The 17,668-nt window shown below is 42.0% G+C and carries 17 protein-coding genes; 7 read left to right on the top strand and 10 right to left on the bottom strand.

The window, feature by feature from the left end; genetic code table 11:
- Positions 1-11 precede the first annotated feature (11 nt).
- From mtnA to GRQ40_RS05470, 5 genes are all read left to right on the top strand, one after another.
- Positions 12-1,073 carry an S-methyl-5-thioribose-1-phosphate isomerase gene (mtnA, locus tag GRQ40_RS05490; RefSeq protein WP_159719538.1) on the top strand — a complete coding sequence of 354 codons (1,062 nt, stop codon included), beginning with the start codon at positions 12-14 and terminating at the stop codon, positions 1,071-1,073.
- The gene (locus GRQ40_RS05485; RefSeq protein ID WP_159719537.1) at positions 1,070-2,221 is read left to right on the top strand and encodes a sugar ABC transporter substrate-binding protein; all 1,152 of its coding nucleotides are present in this window, start codon (positions 1,070-1,072) and stop codon (positions 2,219-2,221) included. Before mtnA ends, GRQ40_RS05485 begins: the two co-directional genes overlap by 4 nt.
- Positions 2,218-3,765, top strand: a complete 1,548-nt coding sequence (locus GRQ40_RS05480; protein ID WP_080862836.1) for a sugar ABC transporter ATP-binding protein — start codon at positions 2,218-2,220, stop codon at positions 3,763-3,765. Before GRQ40_RS05485 ends, GRQ40_RS05480 begins: the two co-directional genes overlap by 4 nt.
- Positions 3,713-4,720, top strand: a complete 1,008-nt coding sequence (locus tag GRQ40_RS05475; protein ID WP_066146926.1) for an ABC transporter permease — start codon at positions 3,713-3,715, stop codon at positions 4,718-4,720. Before GRQ40_RS05480 ends, GRQ40_RS05475 begins: the two co-directional genes overlap by 53 nt.
- A gap of 85 nt (positions 4,721-4,805) precedes the next feature.
- Positions 4,806-5,261 (top strand): chemotaxis protein CheX, encoded by a 456-nt coding sequence (locus GRQ40_RS05470; RefSeq protein WP_066146924.1) that lies wholly within the window; start codon positions 4,806-4,808, stop codon positions 5,259-5,261.
- Between the two features lie 33 nt (positions 5,262-5,294).
- On the opposite strand, the gene GRQ40_RS05465 is transcribed toward GRQ40_RS05470, so the two are convergent.
- Positions 5,295-5,792, bottom strand: a complete 498-nt coding sequence (locus GRQ40_RS05465) for a methylated-DNA--[protein]-cysteine S-methyltransferase (protein WP_044746728.1) — start codon at positions 5,790-5,792, stop codon at positions 5,295-5,297.
- The gene (locus GRQ40_RS05460) at positions 5,767-8,004 is read right to left on the bottom strand and encodes a PAS domain-containing sensor histidine kinase (RefSeq protein ID WP_159720791.1); all 2,238 of its coding nucleotides are present in this window, start codon (positions 8,002-8,004) and stop codon (positions 5,767-5,769) included. Before GRQ40_RS05460 ends, GRQ40_RS05465 begins: the two co-directional genes overlap by 26 nt.
- Before the next feature lie 345 nt (positions 8,005-8,349).
- Between GRQ40_RS05460 and GRQ40_RS05455 the strand changes: the two genes are divergently transcribed.
- Positions 8,350-10,119, top strand: coding sequence for a B12-binding domain-containing radical SAM protein (locus GRQ40_RS05455; RefSeq protein ID WP_159719536.1), 1,770 nt, complete (start codon positions 8,350-8,352; stop codon positions 10,117-10,119).
- Positions 10,120-10,129: 10 nt separating this feature from the next.
- Here the strand turns inward: GRQ40_RS05455 and GRQ40_RS18285 are convergent, their stop codons facing one another.
- The 3 genes from GRQ40_RS18285 to GRQ40_RS18720 are packed head-to-tail and all read right to left on the bottom strand — an operon-like array spanning position 10,130 to position 10,567.
- The gene (locus tag GRQ40_RS18285; protein WP_201295980.1) at positions 10,130-10,267 is read right to left on the bottom strand and encodes a hypothetical protein; all 138 of its coding nucleotides are present in this window, start codon (positions 10,265-10,267) and stop codon (positions 10,130-10,132) included.
- Positions 10,264-10,419 carry a hypothetical protein gene (locus tag GRQ40_RS18280; RefSeq protein ID WP_201295979.1) on the bottom strand — a complete coding sequence of 52 codons (156 nt, stop codon included), beginning with the start codon at positions 10,417-10,419 and terminating at the stop codon, positions 10,264-10,266. The genes GRQ40_RS18285 and GRQ40_RS18280 overlap by 4 nt, the downstream gene beginning before the upstream one ends.
- Positions 10,420-10,432: 13 nt before the next feature.
- Positions 10,433-10,567, bottom strand: coding sequence for a hypothetical protein (locus tag GRQ40_RS18720; protein WP_255357493.1), 135 nt, complete (start codon positions 10,565-10,567; stop codon positions 10,433-10,435).
- 95 nt (positions 10,568-10,662) lie between these two features.
- On the opposite strand from GRQ40_RS18720, the gene GRQ40_RS05450 reads away from it, so the two are divergent.
- On the top strand, positions 10,663-11,007 hold the full coding sequence (locus tag GRQ40_RS05450; RefSeq protein ID WP_044746731.1) for a DUF3905 domain-containing protein: 345 nt from the start codon (positions 10,663-10,665) through the stop codon (positions 11,005-11,007).
- Positions 11,008-11,279: 272 nt separating this feature from the next.
- Here the strand turns inward: GRQ40_RS05450 and GRQ40_RS05445 are convergent, their stop codons facing one another.
- From GRQ40_RS05445 to GRQ40_RS05425, 5 genes are all read right to left on the bottom strand, one after another.
- The gene (locus tag GRQ40_RS05445; protein WP_159720789.1) at positions 11,280-12,416 is read right to left on the bottom strand and encodes a zinc-dependent alcohol dehydrogenase; all 1,137 of its coding nucleotides are present in this window, start codon (positions 12,414-12,416) and stop codon (positions 11,280-11,282) included.
- Positions 12,416-13,678, bottom strand: a complete 1,263-nt coding sequence (locus tag GRQ40_RS05440) for a bacillibactin exporter BcbE (RefSeq protein ID WP_159719535.1) — start codon at positions 13,676-13,678, stop codon at positions 12,416-12,418. Before GRQ40_RS05440 ends, GRQ40_RS05445 begins: the two co-directional genes overlap by 1 nt.
- Positions 13,679-14,515: 837 nt before the next feature.
- Positions 14,516-15,343, bottom strand: coding sequence for a carbohydrate ABC transporter permease (locus GRQ40_RS05435; RefSeq protein ID WP_159719534.1), 828 nt, complete (start codon positions 15,341-15,343; stop codon positions 14,516-14,518).
- A gap of 14 nt (positions 15,344-15,357) precedes the next feature.
- Positions 15,358-16,245: a carbohydrate ABC transporter permease gene (locus tag GRQ40_RS05430; protein ID WP_236546409.1), complete on the bottom strand. Its 888-nt coding sequence runs from the start codon at positions 16,243-16,245 to the stop codon at positions 15,358-15,360.
- Between the two features lie 124 nt (positions 16,246-16,369).
- Positions 16,370-17,641 carry an ABC transporter substrate-binding protein gene (locus GRQ40_RS05425; protein ID WP_066146910.1) on the bottom strand — a complete coding sequence of 424 codons (1,272 nt, stop codon included), beginning with the start codon at positions 17,639-17,641 and terminating at the stop codon, positions 16,370-16,372.
- Positions 17,642-17,668: the final 27 nt, after the last annotated feature.

Here is a 17,668-nt window from a genome sequence, read left to right as displayed (position 1 = left end):
GGAAGAAGAATATGGATTCATTGCTCTCCATTCCGCGTTCTGTTGAATGGAATCACACACATTTGACCATTTTAAATCAGCAAAAGCTTCCAAATGAGACTGAATATTTAGAATTAAAAGATATTCAATCTGTGTGGGATGCAATTGCCACATTGAAGGTTCGCGGTGCTCCAGCGATTGGCATCACAGCTGCATACGGTCTTGCTTTAGCGGCACACAGCTATCAAACGAATTCTCTCGAAGATTTTCGCAACCTTCTGAAAAAGGATCGTGATTATTTGGCAAGTGCCAGACCGACAGCCGTCAATTTATTTTGGGCGCTCGACCGCTTGATGGCCAGCATTGCGAACGTTTCGTCTGTCGCCGATGCCAAAAAAGCATTGGTTCATGAGGCAATCCGTATTCAAAGCGATGATGAGAACACATGCCGCTCCATCGGTGAACATGCCCTTTCTCTTTTTCAAGAGGGAGATCGCATTTTAACCATCTGCAACGCTGGATCAATCGCTACGGCTCGGTATGGTACCGCGCTTGCTCCCCTTTATTTGGCAAAAGAACGCGGAATTCGTCTGCATGTCTATGCTTGCGAAACAAGACCCATTTTGCAAGGAGCGCGGCTGACGACATGGGAGCTCATGCAAGCAGGCGTTGATGTAACGCTGATCACTGATAATATGGCAGCACAAACTATAAAGACAAAAGACATCACAGCTGTCATCGTCGGTGCTGACCGCATTGCCGCAAACGGAGATACCGCCAATAAAATCGGTACATTTGGCTTGGCATTGCTCGCTAAAGCATTCAACATTCCTTTTTATGTAGCGGCTCCCCTGTCCACTATTGATTTATCGACTAAGACAGGGGCAGATATTCCGATTGAAGAGCGTCCGTCTGAAGAAATAACCGAGCTGGCAGGAACACGAATCGCTCCTCCTGGAGTAAAAGTATACAATCCTGCTTTTGATGTGACGCCTCACGAGCTGATTACAGCCATTATTACTGAAAAAGGAATCATAAGCGGCCATTATGAAAGCGTGCTGACAGCTTTGTTTAAGGAGGAAATCAAGCGATGAAAAAACGACAAACATTTTTGTTGGCAATCCTATTGTTATTCGGCATCATGCTCGGAGGCTGCACCAATGAACAAGATGCTGTAAGCTCTAAACCAGCGGCTAAACAAGAAAACACGGAACAGAAGGCGACGAACAATACAGCCAATGAATCCGCTTCCGCTGAGCAGGCCGCTATTCCAAATCAATTAAAAAAACCCATTAAAATTGCGGCCATTATGCAATTTTCGATCGGTACCTTCTCCTCTCAATATATTGCTGGCGTAAAAGATCAAGTGCAGAAATTTGGCGGAGAAGTACAAGTTTACAATGCTGATAACGACTTAACGAAAATGGCTTCATATGTAGAAACCGCGATCACGCAAAATGTCGATGCCATCCTTTTGGACCACGGACGAGCCGACGCATTAAAAGGGCCGGTTGAAAAAGCGGTGGCCAAAGGCATTCCTGTCGTCGCTTTTGACAACGACTTAAATATTCCCGGCGTAACCGTCATTGACCAAGATGACTATAGCCTTGCTTGGAAAACATTAAAAACATTAGCAGAAGATTTAAATGGCGAAGGAAAAATTGTTACCATCTGGGTCGGTGGTTTTACACCAATGGAACGGCGTTATGTCATTTATGACGCATTTAAAAAACGGTATCCAAGCATTAAAGAAATTGCTAAATTCGGCAATGCCAGCTCTAATACAGCATTAGACACACAAACGCAAATGGAAGCGATTTTGAAAAAATATCCGAACAAAGGCGATATCGATGCTGTATTCGCTACATGGGACGAATTTGCGAAAGGAGCCACACGAGCCATTCAACAGGCGGGCCGTACCGAAATCAAAGTATACGGCATTGATTTAAGCGATGAAGATTTGCAAATGATTCAGCAGCCAGACAGCCCATGGGTAGCAACAACCGCGACTGACCCTGCCGAAGTCGGCCGAGTCCAAGTACGGTTTGCTTATCAAAAAATTGCAGGTGAGAAAACGCCAAGTATTTATTCTCTCGAGCCACATCTGGTGAAAAAGACAGACTTGCCTAATCAGCAAGTAACAATGGGAGATCTGCATCAATACATTACTGGCTGGGGTCAATCCAACGTCGCCCTCTCTCCATGGATGAAAACATTAGAAGAACAGGGGAAAACAAAATGAGCGGGCTTTTCATGAACAATATTTATAAATCGTTCGATCGCGTGACCGTATTAAATGGCGTGAATTTCCATGTAAAGAAAGGGGAAGTTCACGCCCTTTTAGGAATGAATGGAGCCGGAAAAAGTACATTAATGAAAATTTTAGCTGGAGATCTTCAACCCAATGAGGGAACTATCACGATCGACGGCACAGACGTCAACTTTCCAAATCCGGCGGCCGCCAAGAAGGCCGGCATTGGCTTAGTGGTTCAAGAAGTCGACACAGCGCTATTCCCCTTTTTAACAGTCTATGAAAATATTGTGGCTGATGATTTGGTCCATGCCGCCCGCCATCCATTCCTTTCATGGAAAAAGCAAAAGCAGCGGGCAGCCCAAGTACTGCAGCAAATCGGGCTATCGCTTCCGCTTGATAAACGGATTCACGAGTGTACGCTGCATGAAAAACAGCTTATTGTACTAGCGAAAGTGCTTTTCTCTTCTGCCCGTTACATTATTCTGGATGAACCGACAGCCGCCTTAAGCGAGGTAGAAACAAAACGCCTTTTTTCGATTATGAAACAATTAAAAAATCAAGGCGTTTCCTTTATCTATATTTCTCATAAGCTCAAAGAGGTGAAGGAAATTTGCGATCAGGTAACCATCCTGCGCGATGGTTCCGTCGTCCATCAAGGTGATGCTGCCCAGCTGTCAATCGAAGAGATGATTTATCATATGGTTGGACGGACTCAGCAACGAAAAGAAAGAGAGCGACGCACATACGGCGAGGACATCCTTTTTGAAGTCAAGCAATTGCAAATTCCGAAAACAAACACGATGATTGATCTGCAAATTCGCAAAGGGGAAATTGTCGGAATTGCCGGATTGGTGGGGGCAGGAAAAACAGAGCTAGCCGAAAGCCTATTTGCCCATACGAAAACAACCGGGGAATGGTTGATTCATGGAAAGCGTCATACGTTTTCTTCACCAAAAGAAGCGATTGCTGCCGGCATGTGCTTTATTCCTGAAGAACGGCGAAAGCAAGGACTCTTTATGAGCGAAACGACTCGCACCAATTTAACTGTCCGTTTACTATCATCACTAGCAAAATGGCAATGGATTTCTAGAAAACAGGAGAAAGAAAGGGCTCAGCAGCTCATCGATACACTCCATATCCAGCCTTCCTCCCAGCAAGCCATCGTCAAGCAACTAAGCGGCGGCAATCAGCAAAAAATTGTCATTGGCAAATGGCTACAAACAGGCGGCGAGGTTTTTATTTTTGATGAACCAACAAAAGGCATTGATGTGAGCGCAAAAGCAGAGGTATTTGCGATTATTCGCTCCCTGGCCGAGCAAGGGAAAGCCGTTCTATATTTAACCAATGAATTTCAAGAGCTGCTCGATATCGCTGATACAATCTATGTCATGGTTGATGGACAGCTTGTACAGCGTTTTACAGCAGAGGAAGCAACATATGAACAACTGATCTATTACAGCAGCGGAGGTGGCGAAGAAAATGGCACAAGTACAAACAACAACGCTTTCAACCGTAAAGCGATCTCCTCTTAATTTTCTATATAAACACGGAACATTGCTTGCCATTCTAGTTGTCATTGCTTATTTCAGCATTACGCTTGATCGTTTTTTGACGTATGAAAATTTTAGTGATATTTTGCGGTCCATTTCGATTGTAACACTCGTAGCCATTGGCATTACATTTTCTCTTATTGTCGACGGCTTTGATTTATCCGTCGGTTCAACGGTCAGTCTCGCCACAATCGCGAGTGCAGCTTCTCTCGTTTTATATCGACAAGAAATTTTGGTCACTCTTCTCGTTCCGCTTTTATTAGGAATAGCAGTGGGCCTATTAAATTCGTTGCTCATTGTCAAACTAAAGCTCCCTGATCTTCTGGCAACACTGGCAACCATGTATGCCATCAATGGGGTGCATCTCACTTATACAAAAGGGTTTTCCATCTACAATGACATGCCCCTTCCAGACGGAGGAACGGCGCCGGGAAAGTTTATTCCGTCCTTTTTATTTATCGGCCAAGGAGAAGTAGGCGGCATTCCATTCTCTGTATTACTCATGTTATTCATTGTTGCCGCTTCCCATTTCTTTCTGACCTATACAAAGCCTGGCCGTTTATTCTACATGACAGGAGAAAATCGGGAAGCTGCCCGACTTTCGGGAATTCCAGTCAATCGCTATCGAACATATGCATATGTCATTAGCGGATTTTTCGCAGCACTTGGCGGTATCGTCCTTGCCTCGCGAATCGGAACCGGACAAGTTTCTGCCGGAGCCTCCTTTTTAATGGACGGAGTGGCCGCTGCCTATATCGGCTTTTCCGTATTCGGCGCAGGGAAACCAAACGTTATCGGCACTTTATTCGGATCCATTTTAATTGGTGTACTTTTAAACGGTTTAACCATGATGAATGTCCCATACTATGCCCAAGATATTATTAAGGGAGCGATTTTAGTAGGGGCGTTAGCGCTCTCACATCTCCAAAAGAAATAGGAATGTTTCCCCATCGGCTTATATGAAATTTTGTGATATGATAAAATTACTAGCGCATTTGTCTTATGAACGGGGGAACAAGCGGATGACGACAGCAACAACTCTTACTCACTTATTAAACAGTGCCATTCATTCGATCAAAACGGTAATTCCAGCGGGGATTGAGATTGAAAAACCGGCTTTATACCATGCTAGTTCAATCCGCTCATCTTTATCCGTGCTGATTGGAATGACTGGACAAATTCATGGGCAGTTAGTCATCGCAGGAACGAATGATCTTTTTGCGCAAATCAGTCAACTTATGTATGGAATGATGCTAGAGGGAGAAATGCTCGAATCATTTACATGCGAGTTAGGAAACATGATCGCTGGCCAATTGGCGACACACGCATCGAGCCAGCAAATGATGATGGACATCACTCCTCCCACTTTGCTTGTAGGAGAAGCGAATGTAAAAGGGTTTCAAAAAGCGATTGTTGTTCCTGTCAATATTGTAGAAAAAGGAACATTAAATATGATTGTCACTCTCCATCATGAATAAAAAAACTAGAAGCGATTTTTGCTTCTAGTTTTTTTATTCTCTAGCATAGCTTTGCTCTAAGTTTAACAGCTTTTCTTTTATATCTGTTCGACTTCCCGCATAGCCGGTTAATGAGCGATTCTTGCCAATGACGCGGTGACACGGAACTACAATGGCAAGCTCATTAGAACGGTTCGCCTGGCCGACCGCCCTTACCGCTTTCGGATTTCCAATTTTCTCAGCAATCTCGCTATAGCTTACCGTTTCGCCATATGGAATCTCGCAAAGCGCTTGCCATACCTTTTCTTGAAACGGTGTACCCTTCCATTTCAATGGAAGCTGAAATCTTTTCCGCTTTCCTCGGAAATATTCATCCATTTGTTCAAGTGCCGTTTGCAGCAACTCAGAATCGCTTTTCACCATTTCGTGGTTGCTGCTCAATTCTTCCCAGTCGTCAGCAAATAGCTCGATTTTCACAATGGCTTCCCCGTCTGAGACAATATACAAATCTCCTAGCTCTTTGGAGCTATAAACATTGTATTCTAGCTTCATGATCTCCCTCTTTTTCTGTTCTTTCAATCGGCAACGTAATATGGAAAGTCGTTCCTATCCCCACTTCGCTTTCCACATCAATTTTTCCTTGATGCTCCTCAATAATTTTATAGCTAACCATCAGCCCGAGTCCAGTTCCACGTTCTTTAGTCGTATAAAACGGTTCACCCAGCTTTTTTATTTTGTCCTGAGGAATACCGCATCCTTGATCCTTGACGGAAACGCGAATCGATTGGCGATCCACTCTTTGAATGCGCACCTGTATTTCTCCGCCTTTTGGCATCACTTCAATGGCATTTTTTAAGATATTGATAAATACTTGCTTAAGCTGATTCGGTTCGCAGTAAATATACGGCAAATCTTCGGCAAAGTCAGGGATAATTTGCACATTATGCATCATCGCCTGAGCGCTAATTAAATCAATTGTATCTTTCATAATTTTGCAAACATCATTTTGCTGGTATTGAATGGCCTGCGGTTTTGCGAGCACAAGAAACTCGGTAATAATGGACTCAATTCTCTTTAACTCAGACATAATCACATCAAAGTACATGGAGTAATCTTCGCTAATGCTGCCTTGCAACAACTGAATAAATCCTTTTAATGCTGTCATCGGATTACGAATCTCATGAGCAATTCCTGCTGCCAGCTCACCCACCACATTAAGCGTATCTGATTTACGAAGCTGCCACTCCAGTTCTTTTCTCTCCGTCACATCCCGCAGCATCATCATACCAACATTAGGAATAATTTCCCTTTTTAATGAAATTTCAACTGTTCGTTGCTCTCCCTTATTTGTTAACAGCGTCATTTCCGCATAAGCTTTGCCAAATTGCTCACACTGCTTAATCAATTTATAAAACACCTTCTGCTCTTTTTCCGGGACCCAGTGGACAAACGGCTCATGAATTAATTGCTGCTTTGTTGCTTGAAAAATTTCGCAAGCGATTGGGTTCGCATCCAAAATACGATACCCCTCTCCCCAAAGCAGAATGCCATTCATCGAGTGATCAAAAATGCTGCGAAATTTTTGTTCGCTCTCCTGCAGTTCTTTTTCCATTTTGCGTCTTTCGGTGACGTTGCGGAAAATAGCCAAATGGAAGCCGTCAATAACTCCCTGCTTCATCGTAAACTCAAGCTGCTTATCCTCTCCATTCGGCATATGAAAGGTTAGTTCATCGCGAATTTCGCCCGTTTTTCGGAAAAGCTCAAACACATGGTGTGCCTTTTCGTCGCGATAGTCAATAAAATCAAGCAAATTTCTTCTTATGAGCAAATTGAGCGGCAGTTCGAACGTTCGGCTTGCAGCAGGATTGGCATTGACAATGTGTCCATAGTCATTCCAAATTAAAATCGCCTCATGCGCTTGTTCAAACATCGCACGGAATCGCTCTTCGCTTTTTTGGAGCTTAATCTCCATATTTTTCTTTTCCGTGACATCGCGCATAATCGCCATATAAAATCCGCTATATACATTTGATGTCATGGTTAATTCAAACATTTTGACCGTTCCGTCAAACCGGATAAACGACAGTTCTCCCTTCGCCGTTCCTTTTTCTTTTAGTTCAACTAAAAGCTGAACAAAATCGTCTTTGCATTCTGGTGCAACGAATTGCTGGAAGGACAAATTCAGCAGCTTGGCTTTTTCTAAATTTAAGCTCATGCAAAAAGCGGGGTTTACATCAATAAACCTCCCGAATTCATCGAAAATGATAATGCTGTCTACTGCGCGATTAAATACATCCTTAAATAAAAACTCGTTGATGATTCGTTCTCGTTCCAGCGCTTTTCGCGCCGAAATATCACGCATAATGGCTAAATCAAAGTGGTTGAATGCATCTTTTTTCATCGAAAATTCAATGTGCTTGATCTTCCCGTTCGCTAGCTTAATCAGCAATTCATCGCTAAAGGAGCCAAACTTATGTAACATGGATTGCTGAAATGCTAAAATGTCTGGGGGAACCAAATCAAGAAACAAGGTAAACGATTTCCCCACCAGTTCTCCCTTGTCCATTTCAAACAGCTGACACGCTGCCTCATTCACCTCTACAAACTCACCGTTTTTATTAAAAATCACGATCGCATCTAGTGATCTTTCAAAAATAATGGAATATCCGCATAGCTGTTCTCTCAGGCGTCTATTTTCTTCTTCTAACGACCTGACGTTAATCATTAAATCTTCTTCTTCCCGATGAGAAAGGCTGTTATTCACCATTAGCACCTCTCCTTCTCCCATAACGGCATAATATTCAATTATATTCGCTATAAAAAAGGGTACTCCTTCCATTGTTTTCGAAAAAATTCCTATTAATATTCAATAAAAGGGATATTTTGTTTTTAACTGTCAAGTTGCGCTGATATTTGCTTTTTTCTTTTATCACCAATATATGCTGCTTTTGTTTTTTTCATTTATCTTTTGACAAAACTGTGGTATATTAGAGTGTTGTTTTGAGACTTAAACGCTGATCTATTGAAATTCTTATTGATTAATGAACAGTCGCGATAGGCTAAGCTGTAAGCATTGCTTAGAATGTTGTGAATAAAGGAGTTTTTGCCTATGAATATCATCTGTGCGACATTAAATGCTAAGTATATCCATACAAATTTAGCGATTCGCTACTTAAAAGCATATGCTGAACCAGAGTTTACCATCCAGCTTGCGGAATATACCATTAAAGATCCGGCGATGAATATTGTGACAGATCTTTATCGAAAAAAACCGGATATTATCGGTTTTAGCTGTTATATTTGGAATATTGAAGAAACCATTAAAGTCGTGAAAATGCTGAAAAAAATTGATCCTACCATTACGATTGTCGTCGGCGGACCTGAAGTATCGTATGATGTCCGCGAGTGGCTCGAAACCGTTCCCGAATTTGATTTTATTGTCATCGGGGAAGGGGAAGAAACGTTTAAACAATTTCTGGCGCAAATGAATGGAGAGCGCAATTTTAATCAGGTACACGGACTCGCCTTTCGTCAAGAAGGACGAATCGTCATCAATCCTCAACGAAACAAAATCCGTTTAGCGGAAATGCCTTCTCCTTTCCGTTTTCCGGAGGACATTCCGCATTTATCCAAGCGCATTACTTATATTGAGACAAGCAGAGGCTGTCCATTCAGCTGTCAGTTTTGTTTATCGTCCATTGAAGTAGGTGTTCGCTATTTTGACAAGGAAAAAGTGAAAGAAGATATTCGCTATTTAATGAAGCATGGGGCGCGCACGATTAAATTTGTCGATCGGACCTTTAATATAAGCCGCAGCTATGCGATGGACATGTTTCAATTTCTTATTGAGGAGCATGTTCCCGGAACCGTGTTTCAATTTGAAATTACAGCTGACATTATGCGCCCAGAAGTCATTGAGTTTTTAAATCAACATGCGCCGCCGGGTCTTTTTCGATTTGAAATCGGCGTTCAGTCAACCAATGACGAAGTAAATAAGCTCGTGATGAGAAAACAAAATTTCGCCAAGCTCACTCGCACAGTAACGATGGTAAAAGAGGGAGGAAAAATTGCCCAACATCTCGATTTAATCGCTGGATTGCCTGAGGAAGATTACACCTCCTTCCGAAATACATTTAATGATGTGTTCGCGCTCCGTCCAGAAGAGCTGCAGTTAGGATTTTTAAAAATGCTGCGCGGCACCGGATTGCGCCTGCGCGCTGCTGAATACGGATATGTATTTATGGATCACGCACCATATGAAGTATTAAAAAATCATGTTTTGTCATTTGCTGAAATCATCCGCATCAAGCAAGTAGAAGATGTATTAGAAAAATATTGGAATGCCCATCGGATGGATGAAACAATCGAATACTTAGTCACCCATACGTTTTCTACACCTTTTGATTTCTTTCAAGAGTTTGGGACCTATTGGGATGAACAAGGCTGGGGACGCATCGGCCATCAGCTCGAAGATTTATTCCGTCGTCTTCATCAATTTTTGCAGGAAAAAGCCTGTGAAGATCTTTCGGTGGTTGAAGCATTGATGAAGTATGATTATTTGCGCAAGCAGAAGCATAAGCCGCGGAAGCCTTGGTGGGAGGAAAAAACAGACAAAGAACGGCGCGCTGCTCTTTATCGCTCTCTTCTTGAACAGCCGTCCATTTTAGGAGAAGCTTTTATGTCTCTCCATTTAGACGAAAAAGATTTATTTAAGCATACGATTATGGAATTGGTTTCAATCGATATTGGACATTACTTGGAAACAAAAGAAATCCATTACACTCCGACCGTGATGATTGCTTATTTTGACCCAATTCAGCTGCAAACGATGATTTTCTCCGCTCCATTGTCATTATTTTCATCGACATTAAAAAAGTAGGGAACTTTCCCTACTTTTTCTTTTTCGACTTCTTCATTTCTGCCATTAGCGCCAGTATTTGCTGTGCATTGAAATCTCCTGTTTCAAAGGCAAACTCCTCTTGATTGCGATTGTCCATACAGCTATGTTCTTGGTTTTTCTTGTTCATTCGCCTTGCATTCCTTTTTGCGAATTGCGGTTAGCCCCGCGAATCATCGGTTCATCGCTTGCGTATTGCGCAATACCTTCCGATTCGGGCAAGCTTTCCGTTGGGGTTTTGTTATTGTTTTTGGCTGCATTTTCCTTGACTTTTCGTTTCATCCTTAGGCCTCCATTATTTTTTCTTATGCTTGTATGCAATAAGGACAATCTCTTCTCCTGTTTCCTCCCGCAGCGATTTTTCAAGCTGCTGTAATTTCTTCAATGAATCGTCCCGCAAATGGGCTACAGGAAAGGCAGTATTGTTCATGACACATCCCCTTTTTCTCTTTACTTTTCGTAAAAGCTGTTTGTTTTATTCATAATATTTTGCGACGGGTTCAAACTATAATAGAGGTGAAAAATATGGACAAAGACAGCAAATTAGAATCACCCATTTTAGATGAAACGCTTCCTCATCAAATTCATGCCCCTTCTTTTAAAGGAACAGGCATTCAAATGAAACCGCCATTTGTGAATCAATATGGAGTCATTATCGGCGACAGCAAATACAATTCCCCTCATTCTCCGTTGAATCAATGGAGCGATGAAGTGGATCCAAGCGTCATGTCCGGAGAGGAATGGGTGCATCCAACCAATGATATCGGTTGGAATACACCGGAAAACCGCGAGCTACTGGAAGCAAAAAAGCGGCCGCAATCCGTTCCGTTCATGCATCCAAGCATTGACACAAGCTATGGACAAGATTGACCTTTTCTTTAATTAAGTAAGAGCTCCTTATCATTGATTGGAGATCTTTCTAAGTGGTAGACAAAATTAAAATAGACTTTGTCTACTCCCATTTTAAAGATCGTGAATTCATTGCCATTTTCCCTTATGAGACAAGGAACGAAGCCGAATGCGAACCAAGAAAAGTGCTTGCCAACACCCACCTCCACTCCGTTAAGAGGTCGGAGACTTGTCGGTGGATCATGTAAAAAGGATCTCCTCTATTGCTTGGAGATCCTTTTTTATTTTAGTCATCATGGTTTGAGTACGACTTTAATGCAGCCATCCTTCTTTTCATCAAAAATTTCATACGCGTACGCTGCATCCTTTAAAGGCAATCGGTGGGTAATAATGTCGGTAGGGTCGAATTTTTCTTCCACAATCCACTGATATAAAGTCGGAAGATAGTGAATCACAGGTGCTTGTCCCATCTTTAAAGTAACATTGCGGGCAAATAAATCCCCAAGCGGAAACTGATTATAGCGCGAGCCATAGACCCCTACTAGCTGAATGGTGCCGCCTTTGCGAACCGCTTGTGTAGCAATGACAATGGCTCCCATCGCTCCCCCTTGCAGCTTTAATGCAGATTCAACCATCTCAAGCGCCGTCTTTTTGCCATCTAAACCGACACAGTCAATCACGATATCCGCTCCGCCGCCTGTGATTTCTCTTATATATTCTCCCACATTTTCATATTCAGTAAAATTAATGGTCTCCACCCGATTCACATTTCGTGCATGCTCTAAGCGATAGCCGATGTAATCAACCGCAATCACTCGTTTGGCTCCTTTTAGCCAAGCAAATTTTTGCGTCAACAGTCCGACAGGGCCGCAGCCGAGAACAACTACCGTATCCCCGTCCTTTACTCCGGCTTCATCAACACCCCAAAAGGCTGTAGGAATAATATCGGATAAAAATAACAGCTTTTCATCCTCAAGTTCACAATCTTGCGGGACAACAAAAGAGGTAAAATTAGCGAATGGAACGCGCAAATATTCCGCTTGTCCCCCTGCGTAACCGCCGAACGTTTCAGAATAGCCAAAATAAGCGCCAGCATCTCCATGTTGATTCGATGTATCGCATTGGCTTTCTAATCCATGACGGCAATACCAGCATTGGCCGCAGGCAATCGTAAATGGCACAATGACTCGATCCCCTTTTTTTACCTTCGTTACTCCTGGACCGACTTCCTCTACAATGCCCATCGGTTCATGACCGATGACAAAATCATGCGGCATATTCGGAATCATTCCATGGATAAGATGCAGATCAGAGCCGCAAATAGCCGTGCTTGTAATTCGTACGATCATATCATCATCCTTGACAATAGACGGATCAGGTACATTTTTCACTTGTACGTTTTTAATGCCTTGATAAGTAACCGCTTGCATCATGCGTTTTCTCCTTTCTTTGATGGTTTTATTCCTGCCACAATCACCACACTGGCCAGCACGCATAAACCAGCTAATACGTAAAACATCATATCCGTTGATTTCTTCATTAATAGGGCAACGACTGGCGGGCCTGAAGCCACGCCGATAAAGCGCATCGAGCTATAAATCGAAGTGATGGTTCCTCGTTCTTTTTTCTCAATTCCTTCGGTAATGAGCGCATCTAGACAAGGTAAGGCAACACCAATCCCAATGCCGCTTAAAAAGAAAATGGTCAATTGAAGCCAAATATTTTCAAAAAAACTTAATAAAAATGTAGCGATGGCTAGGAGCGATACCCCAGCAAAGGTAAGCCACTTCATCAATAGTTTGTTCTTTTCAATTTTCTTTCCGGTAAGAAATGAAGCGATGCAAAGCGCCCCAAGCGGCAAAGCAAGCGCAAATCCTTTTTTTACCCCGTCCATATGATGACGGCTCTCAAGCATACTCGATAAAAAGAATAAGACGCCAAATAAAGCAAACATTAAAATTCCGCCGATCATAAAAATGGCATAAAGCCAACGCCCTTCCCTCTGAAAAATTCCTTTCATCTCATGTAAAAATTGTTTGAACGGCATAGGTTCTTGAGACTTGCGCGGAGTTTTAATAAAAAATAGCATAAGCGCAATAGAAATCGCACAAAAAATCGGAAATGAAAAAAAAGGGAAAAACCAACTAACCCCAGCAAGAAAAGCACCTAATATCGGGCTCAATACTTTCCCAAATGTATTCGCTGTCTCAATCGTCCCTAAACAGCTGCTCATTTCGCTTTCATTTTTATACAGATCGCCAACAAGGGGCAAAACGATCGGAGCTGCTCCAGCTGCCCCTGCACCTTGAAGCATTCGACCGATTAAAATAAACATATACGAATGATCCATTTTCCAGGCGGCCCACCCGGAAACAAGGCCACCAATCGCCGCTAAAATTAAACTTGGAATGATGACTTTCTTCCGTCCAATACGATCGCTTAAATATCCAGCAATCGGTATTAAAATAATAGCCACGATGGAGTACACGGTAATAATCATGCTTGATTGAAAGGATGAAATCGCCAATTCTCGCTCCATAGTCGGCAAAACAGGAATTAACATCGAATTCCCTAATGTCATGACTAAGGGAATCGATGACAAGGATATAATAGCCAGTTTTTTTCCTTTTGACTCTTCTCCTTCTCTTTTCACATTTTTATCTTGTTGAGACAACTGCTCTATCCATTCCATATAACATTCCTACCTTACATTAATATATAAATGATTAGCTCATATGAACGCGTTTTTTGCATTTTTATTCGTTCGAGTTCGATGATTGGAAATGCTGTATATAAACTTAGGCACTCCCGTCATCCTCTCCACCTCTTTTCAGCATGATGGAGCAAAGATTATCCACTTCTTTTCTCATGGTGAATGGCCTTATTGTGTGGCAAAACCTCGTAGTTCTGTTATAAAAACAGCGGACAATAACAATGAGAAGCATTTCTTTCTATAGCCTGCCTTTTAGGAAATGTACCAGCTTAATGATGGATATAGATGCCCCTAAGGCGATCCTGTTGATCCTTCCCCGTTCTAGGCATGACAAAAAGCCAAACAAGGCTGCCCCCACTCATAGATCTGTACAGCGATTCGTTAGTTCATCATTCAATAGCCGGAAAAACACCAGATACATACCAATGCTAAACGGCATCTATGGTGAAGCTATAGTAAAGGAAGAAGTTGATTTTCTCAAAGCTTTCATCATTCGTACGTCCTTTATTCCCCCTTTACGCGCTAAATGGATTCATACACGTTTAGCATCTCCTTCAATTATCATGACATTCTGTAAATTTTTTCAAAACAAAAAAGCTGATCTTATTAAAGAAGATTTTTCGATACATGTATAGAATGGAACATCTGTGAAGCTTTCTATACACGTCATCGATGACATTTCTTCTTTCTTAAGATCAGCATTTCAATCTATGCGCTCAGGCGGGTTAATTATCCAATATTCCTCGCTTTTCTGTTGAAGTTTAGCGATATCATTCTGTTTTTTAAGTAAAATAATGAAAAAAACAATGGTGTGCGCTATTTTCCACCTGTAAATGATATTCCTTTGATGAAATAACGATTAAAAAAGATATAAATGAGAAGCACGGGCAAGGTGAACACCATGGATGCTGACATAATATAATTCCAATAGCTAATATACTGTCCTTTAAAGCTGTTTAAGCCAAGCGGCAAGGTAAACATTGCTGGATCAGAAAGAATAATAAGCGGACGCATAAAATCATTCCATGACCCCATAAACACAAAAATGGCTTGTGCCGCTAAAGCGGGCCTCGCTAACGGAAGCACGATCCGAAAAAAGGTTCCAATCCGGCTAAGGCCGTCCAATGCCGCCGCTTCTTCCAATTCCTTTGGGAAATTAATAAAAAACTGGCGCATCATAAAAATAAAGGTAGCATTCATCATCGTCGGTACGATCATCCCTTGATACGAGTTGAGCCATCCAAACCACTTTAAGATAAGGTAATTGGGAATCAGCGTCACCTGTGCAGGAATCATTAATACGGCTAAAATAATCACAAAAAGAGGCTTTTTGCCCGGAAATCGCAACCGCGCGAGCGCATAGCCCGCCATTGAATTAAACAACAAATTCAAAACGGTAACGGCTGCCGCAACAATCACGCTGTTAAGCAGCCATCGCGGAAACATTTCCTGTTCAACAAAAATTTGCCAGTAATTCTCAAGCGTAAACTGTTTAGGAATAAAAGAAACCGTTCCACTTACAATTTCCTCAAGTGTTTTAAACGAAGAAGAAAGCGCCCATAAAAACGGAAGCATCGTCGCTACAGCATAAAGCACAAGAATAATGTATAACAATCCTTTGGCTATCCCGATTTTTTTCTTCATCGCACCCATCTCCTTTAGTAAAGAGACTCCTCTTTTGAAAATTTTCGCTGCAACCATGTCGCCATCAAAATAATGAGCGCTAAAATAAAGGCGAGCGCTGCAGCATATCCCATCGTCCCTAATGTTTTAAACGCATATTGATAAATGAGAAGCACAATGGTGAGTGTCGAATTATCTGGACCTCCTGAACCCGCTGAAAAAATATAGGATTGATCGAACAATTGAAACGTGCCAATAAGTCCCATAATAACGACAAACGAGGTCACCGGACGCAAATAGGGCACCGTCACATACCAAAATTTTTGCAAAGCGTTAGCTCCATCCAACTCAGCTGCTTCATAAAGCGAATCAGGAATATCTTGCAGCGCTGCCAAATAAATGACCATAAAATACGGAGCGGTCGACCAAATATTCATCGCCATAATGGCGCTCAGTGCCACTTTCGGATCTCCAAGCCAATTGTAGGTTGGAAGCCCGATCGCTGCCAACACATGATTAATTAAGCCGTTTTGATTATACATCCACATAAAAATGAGCGTTAAGACCGCCGAAGAAGTTAGTGTCGGCAAAAAATAAATAATGCGAAACCACTTTTGTCCTTTTAACCCTGCGTTTAACGTAGCTGCTAATATAAGAGCAAGCGCGGTTTGACAAGGCACTACAATGATGACGTACTTAATGGTATTCCATAGGGCAATTTTCGCACGCAAATCCCCACCCATTCTTTTAAAGTTGTCAATCCCGACAAATTCAAAGGAAGTGGCACCAAGCAACTGCACTTTATGGAATGAGAGAAAAACGATAAACAAAATTGGGCCGATAATAAATAACAGCAGTACAAACAGTGTTGGTGAAAGCAGGGCATAGGCGGCGCCCGCTTCTCGCCACGCTTTTTTTCTCATATTCATTCCTCTCCTTAAATGAAGGAAATTCCGTTGACTTTTCCCCTAAACGCTATTCTTTTTATCACGATCTTATATAACGCAGGTAGCTGATAGAAGAAAGCTCTTCTATCAGCTACCTCCTTTATTCGTTTCCTTTAATTTCTTTATTAGCGGTTTCTTGAGCTTCTTTTAAAGCCTCTTTCAAAGAGCGGTCGCCTAAAAATGCACTGACAAATTGGTTATTAAAGTTGTTCATAATAATTGGCAGGTTCGTCCCGTTTTGCCATACGGTTGCATAAGAAGCTCCTGCCACTATTGGCGCGCGCAATGGATCTTTGTCAAATCCAAGCTCAGCAGCGACAGATTTGCGTGATGGAAGCTCTAATCCTTTACTTGTCCATATTTTCATTCCTTCTTTTCCGGTTAAAAAGGAAAGTAATTCCCATGCTGCTTCTTTATTCTTCGCGTCTTTGTTCATAACATAGGCTACTGTATATGCCATCGTCGCTTTCTTTCCATCCAATGTTGGCACTTCAGCTGTTCCGTACTCTAAGTTCGGGAAGGTTTCATCTAAAAATGGGATAGCCCAGTTTCCTTCAATCACCATTGCTGCTTTTCCTTGTCCAAACATTTCACTGCCTGAACTCGCTCCCACTTCTTTAGGCTCTGCTGTCGACCGGTCTTTAAGATGCATATCCACAATTGGTTGAAGCGCTTCCACTACTTTTGAATCGGCAAAGCTTGCTTTATTATCAGTGACTACCTTTCCGCCTTTTGATTCTGCGAGGTAGTAAAGGCGAGCTAATTCCGGCATCACTCCAAATCCATATACGTCCTTCCCCTTTGTTAATTTTTTCGCAGCTTCCCTTAATTCATCCCATGTTTGTGGTACTTCCACACCAGCTTCATCTAGCATTTTTTTGTTATAAAATAAGGCGAGTGTTGAATATCCTTTTGGAAACCCATAAATTTTTCCATCCTTTCCTTTGAACGCATCAAGCAACGGCTTTTCAAAATCGTTTATATCAAAATCATTGGTTACATAAGAATCAAGTGGCTCTAGCACTCCCGTTTCAATTAAAGCAGGGGCTTCAAAAGCATCAAGATAAAAAACATCCGGCCCTTCTCCACCCACAAGACGTGTTTTAATCACATCCATATATTGATCTGAAATCACTTCATATTTCACCTTAATATTTGGATGGGTTTTTTCAAATTCATCTAGCGTCTGCTGAAGCAGCTTTTGCTCTGTCGGATTTCCTCCCCATCCAGCAAGCGTTACTTCCACTTTCCCATTGTTGTTTGTGCTTTCTTTGCCGCTTCCGGCCTTTTCATTGCCGCTGCTGCATCCTGATAAAGCGCTTCCAACTAATAATGAAGTCATCGCAATGGTGGCTAATTTTTTCCCCTTCATGTTTAAAAACCCCTTTCTTAAATAAAA

It is taken from the genome of Anoxybacillus sp. PDR2 (assembly GCF_009834045.1).
Lineage (GTDB): Bacteria > Bacillota > Bacilli > Bacillales > Anoxybacillaceae > Anoxybacteroides > Anoxybacteroides rupiense.
Note: the sequence above shows the minus strand (reverse complement) of the source record. Positions and strands in the feature narration are given on the sequence as shown.

Bases quoted from the DNA above. Each gene is read 5' to 3' on its own strand.
- mtnA (WP_159719538.1), top strand. From the start codon at position 12: ATGGATTCATTGCTCTCCATTCCGCGTTCTGTTGAATGGAATCACACA.
- GRQ40_RS05485 (WP_159719537.1), top strand. From the start codon at position 1,070: ATGAAAAAACGACAAACATTTTTGTTGGCAATCCTATTGTTATTCGGC.
- GRQ40_RS05480 (WP_080862836.1), top strand. From the start codon at position 2,218: ATGAGCGGGCTTTTCATGAACAATATTTATAAATCGTTCGATCGCGTG.
- GRQ40_RS05475 (WP_066146926.1), top strand. From the start codon at position 3,713: ATGGCACAAGTACAAACAACAACGCTTTCAACCGTAAAGCGATCTCCT.
- GRQ40_RS05470 (WP_066146924.1), top strand. From the start codon at position 4,806: ATGACGACAGCAACAACTCTTACTCACTTATTAAACAGTGCCATTCAT.
- GRQ40_RS05465 (WP_044746728.1), bottom strand. From the start codon at position 5,792: ATGAAGCTAGAATACAATGTTTATAGCTCCAAAGAGCTAGGAGATTTG.
- GRQ40_RS05455 (WP_159719536.1), top strand. From the start codon at position 8,350: ATGAATATCATCTGTGCGACATTAAATGCTAAGTATATCCATACAAAT.
- GRQ40_RS18285 (WP_201295980.1), bottom strand. From the start codon at position 10,267: ATGAACAAGAAAAACCAAGAACATAGCTGTATGGACAATCGCAATCAA.
- GRQ40_RS18280 (WP_201295979.1), bottom strand. From the start codon at position 10,419: ATGAAACGAAAAGTCAAGGAAAATGCAGCCAAAAACAATAACAAAACC.
- GRQ40_RS18720 (WP_255357493.1), bottom strand. From the start codon at position 10,567: ATGAACAATACTGCCTTTCCTGTAGCCCATTTGCGGGACGATTCATTG.
- GRQ40_RS05450 (WP_044746731.1), top strand. From the start codon at position 10,663: ATGGACAAAGACAGCAAATTAGAATCACCCATTTTAGATGAAACGCTT.
- GRQ40_RS05445 (WP_159720789.1), bottom strand. From the start codon at position 12,416: ATGCAAGCGGTTACTTATCAAGGCATTAAAAACGTACAAGTGAAAAAT.
- GRQ40_RS05440 (WP_159719535.1), bottom strand. From the start codon at position 13,678: ATGGAATGGATAGAGCAGTTGTCTCAACAAGATAAAAATGTGAAAAGA.
- GRQ40_RS05435 (WP_159719534.1), bottom strand. From the start codon at position 15,343: ATGAAGAAAAAAATCGGGATAGCCAAAGGATTGTTATACATTATTCTT.
- GRQ40_RS05430 (WP_236546409.1), bottom strand. From the start codon at position 16,245: ATGAGAAAAAAAGCGTGGCGAGAAGCGGGCGCCGCCTATGCCCTGCTT.
- GRQ40_RS05425 (WP_066146910.1), bottom strand. From the start codon at position 17,641: ATGAAGGGGAAAAAATTAGCCACCATTGCGATGACTTCATTATTAGTT.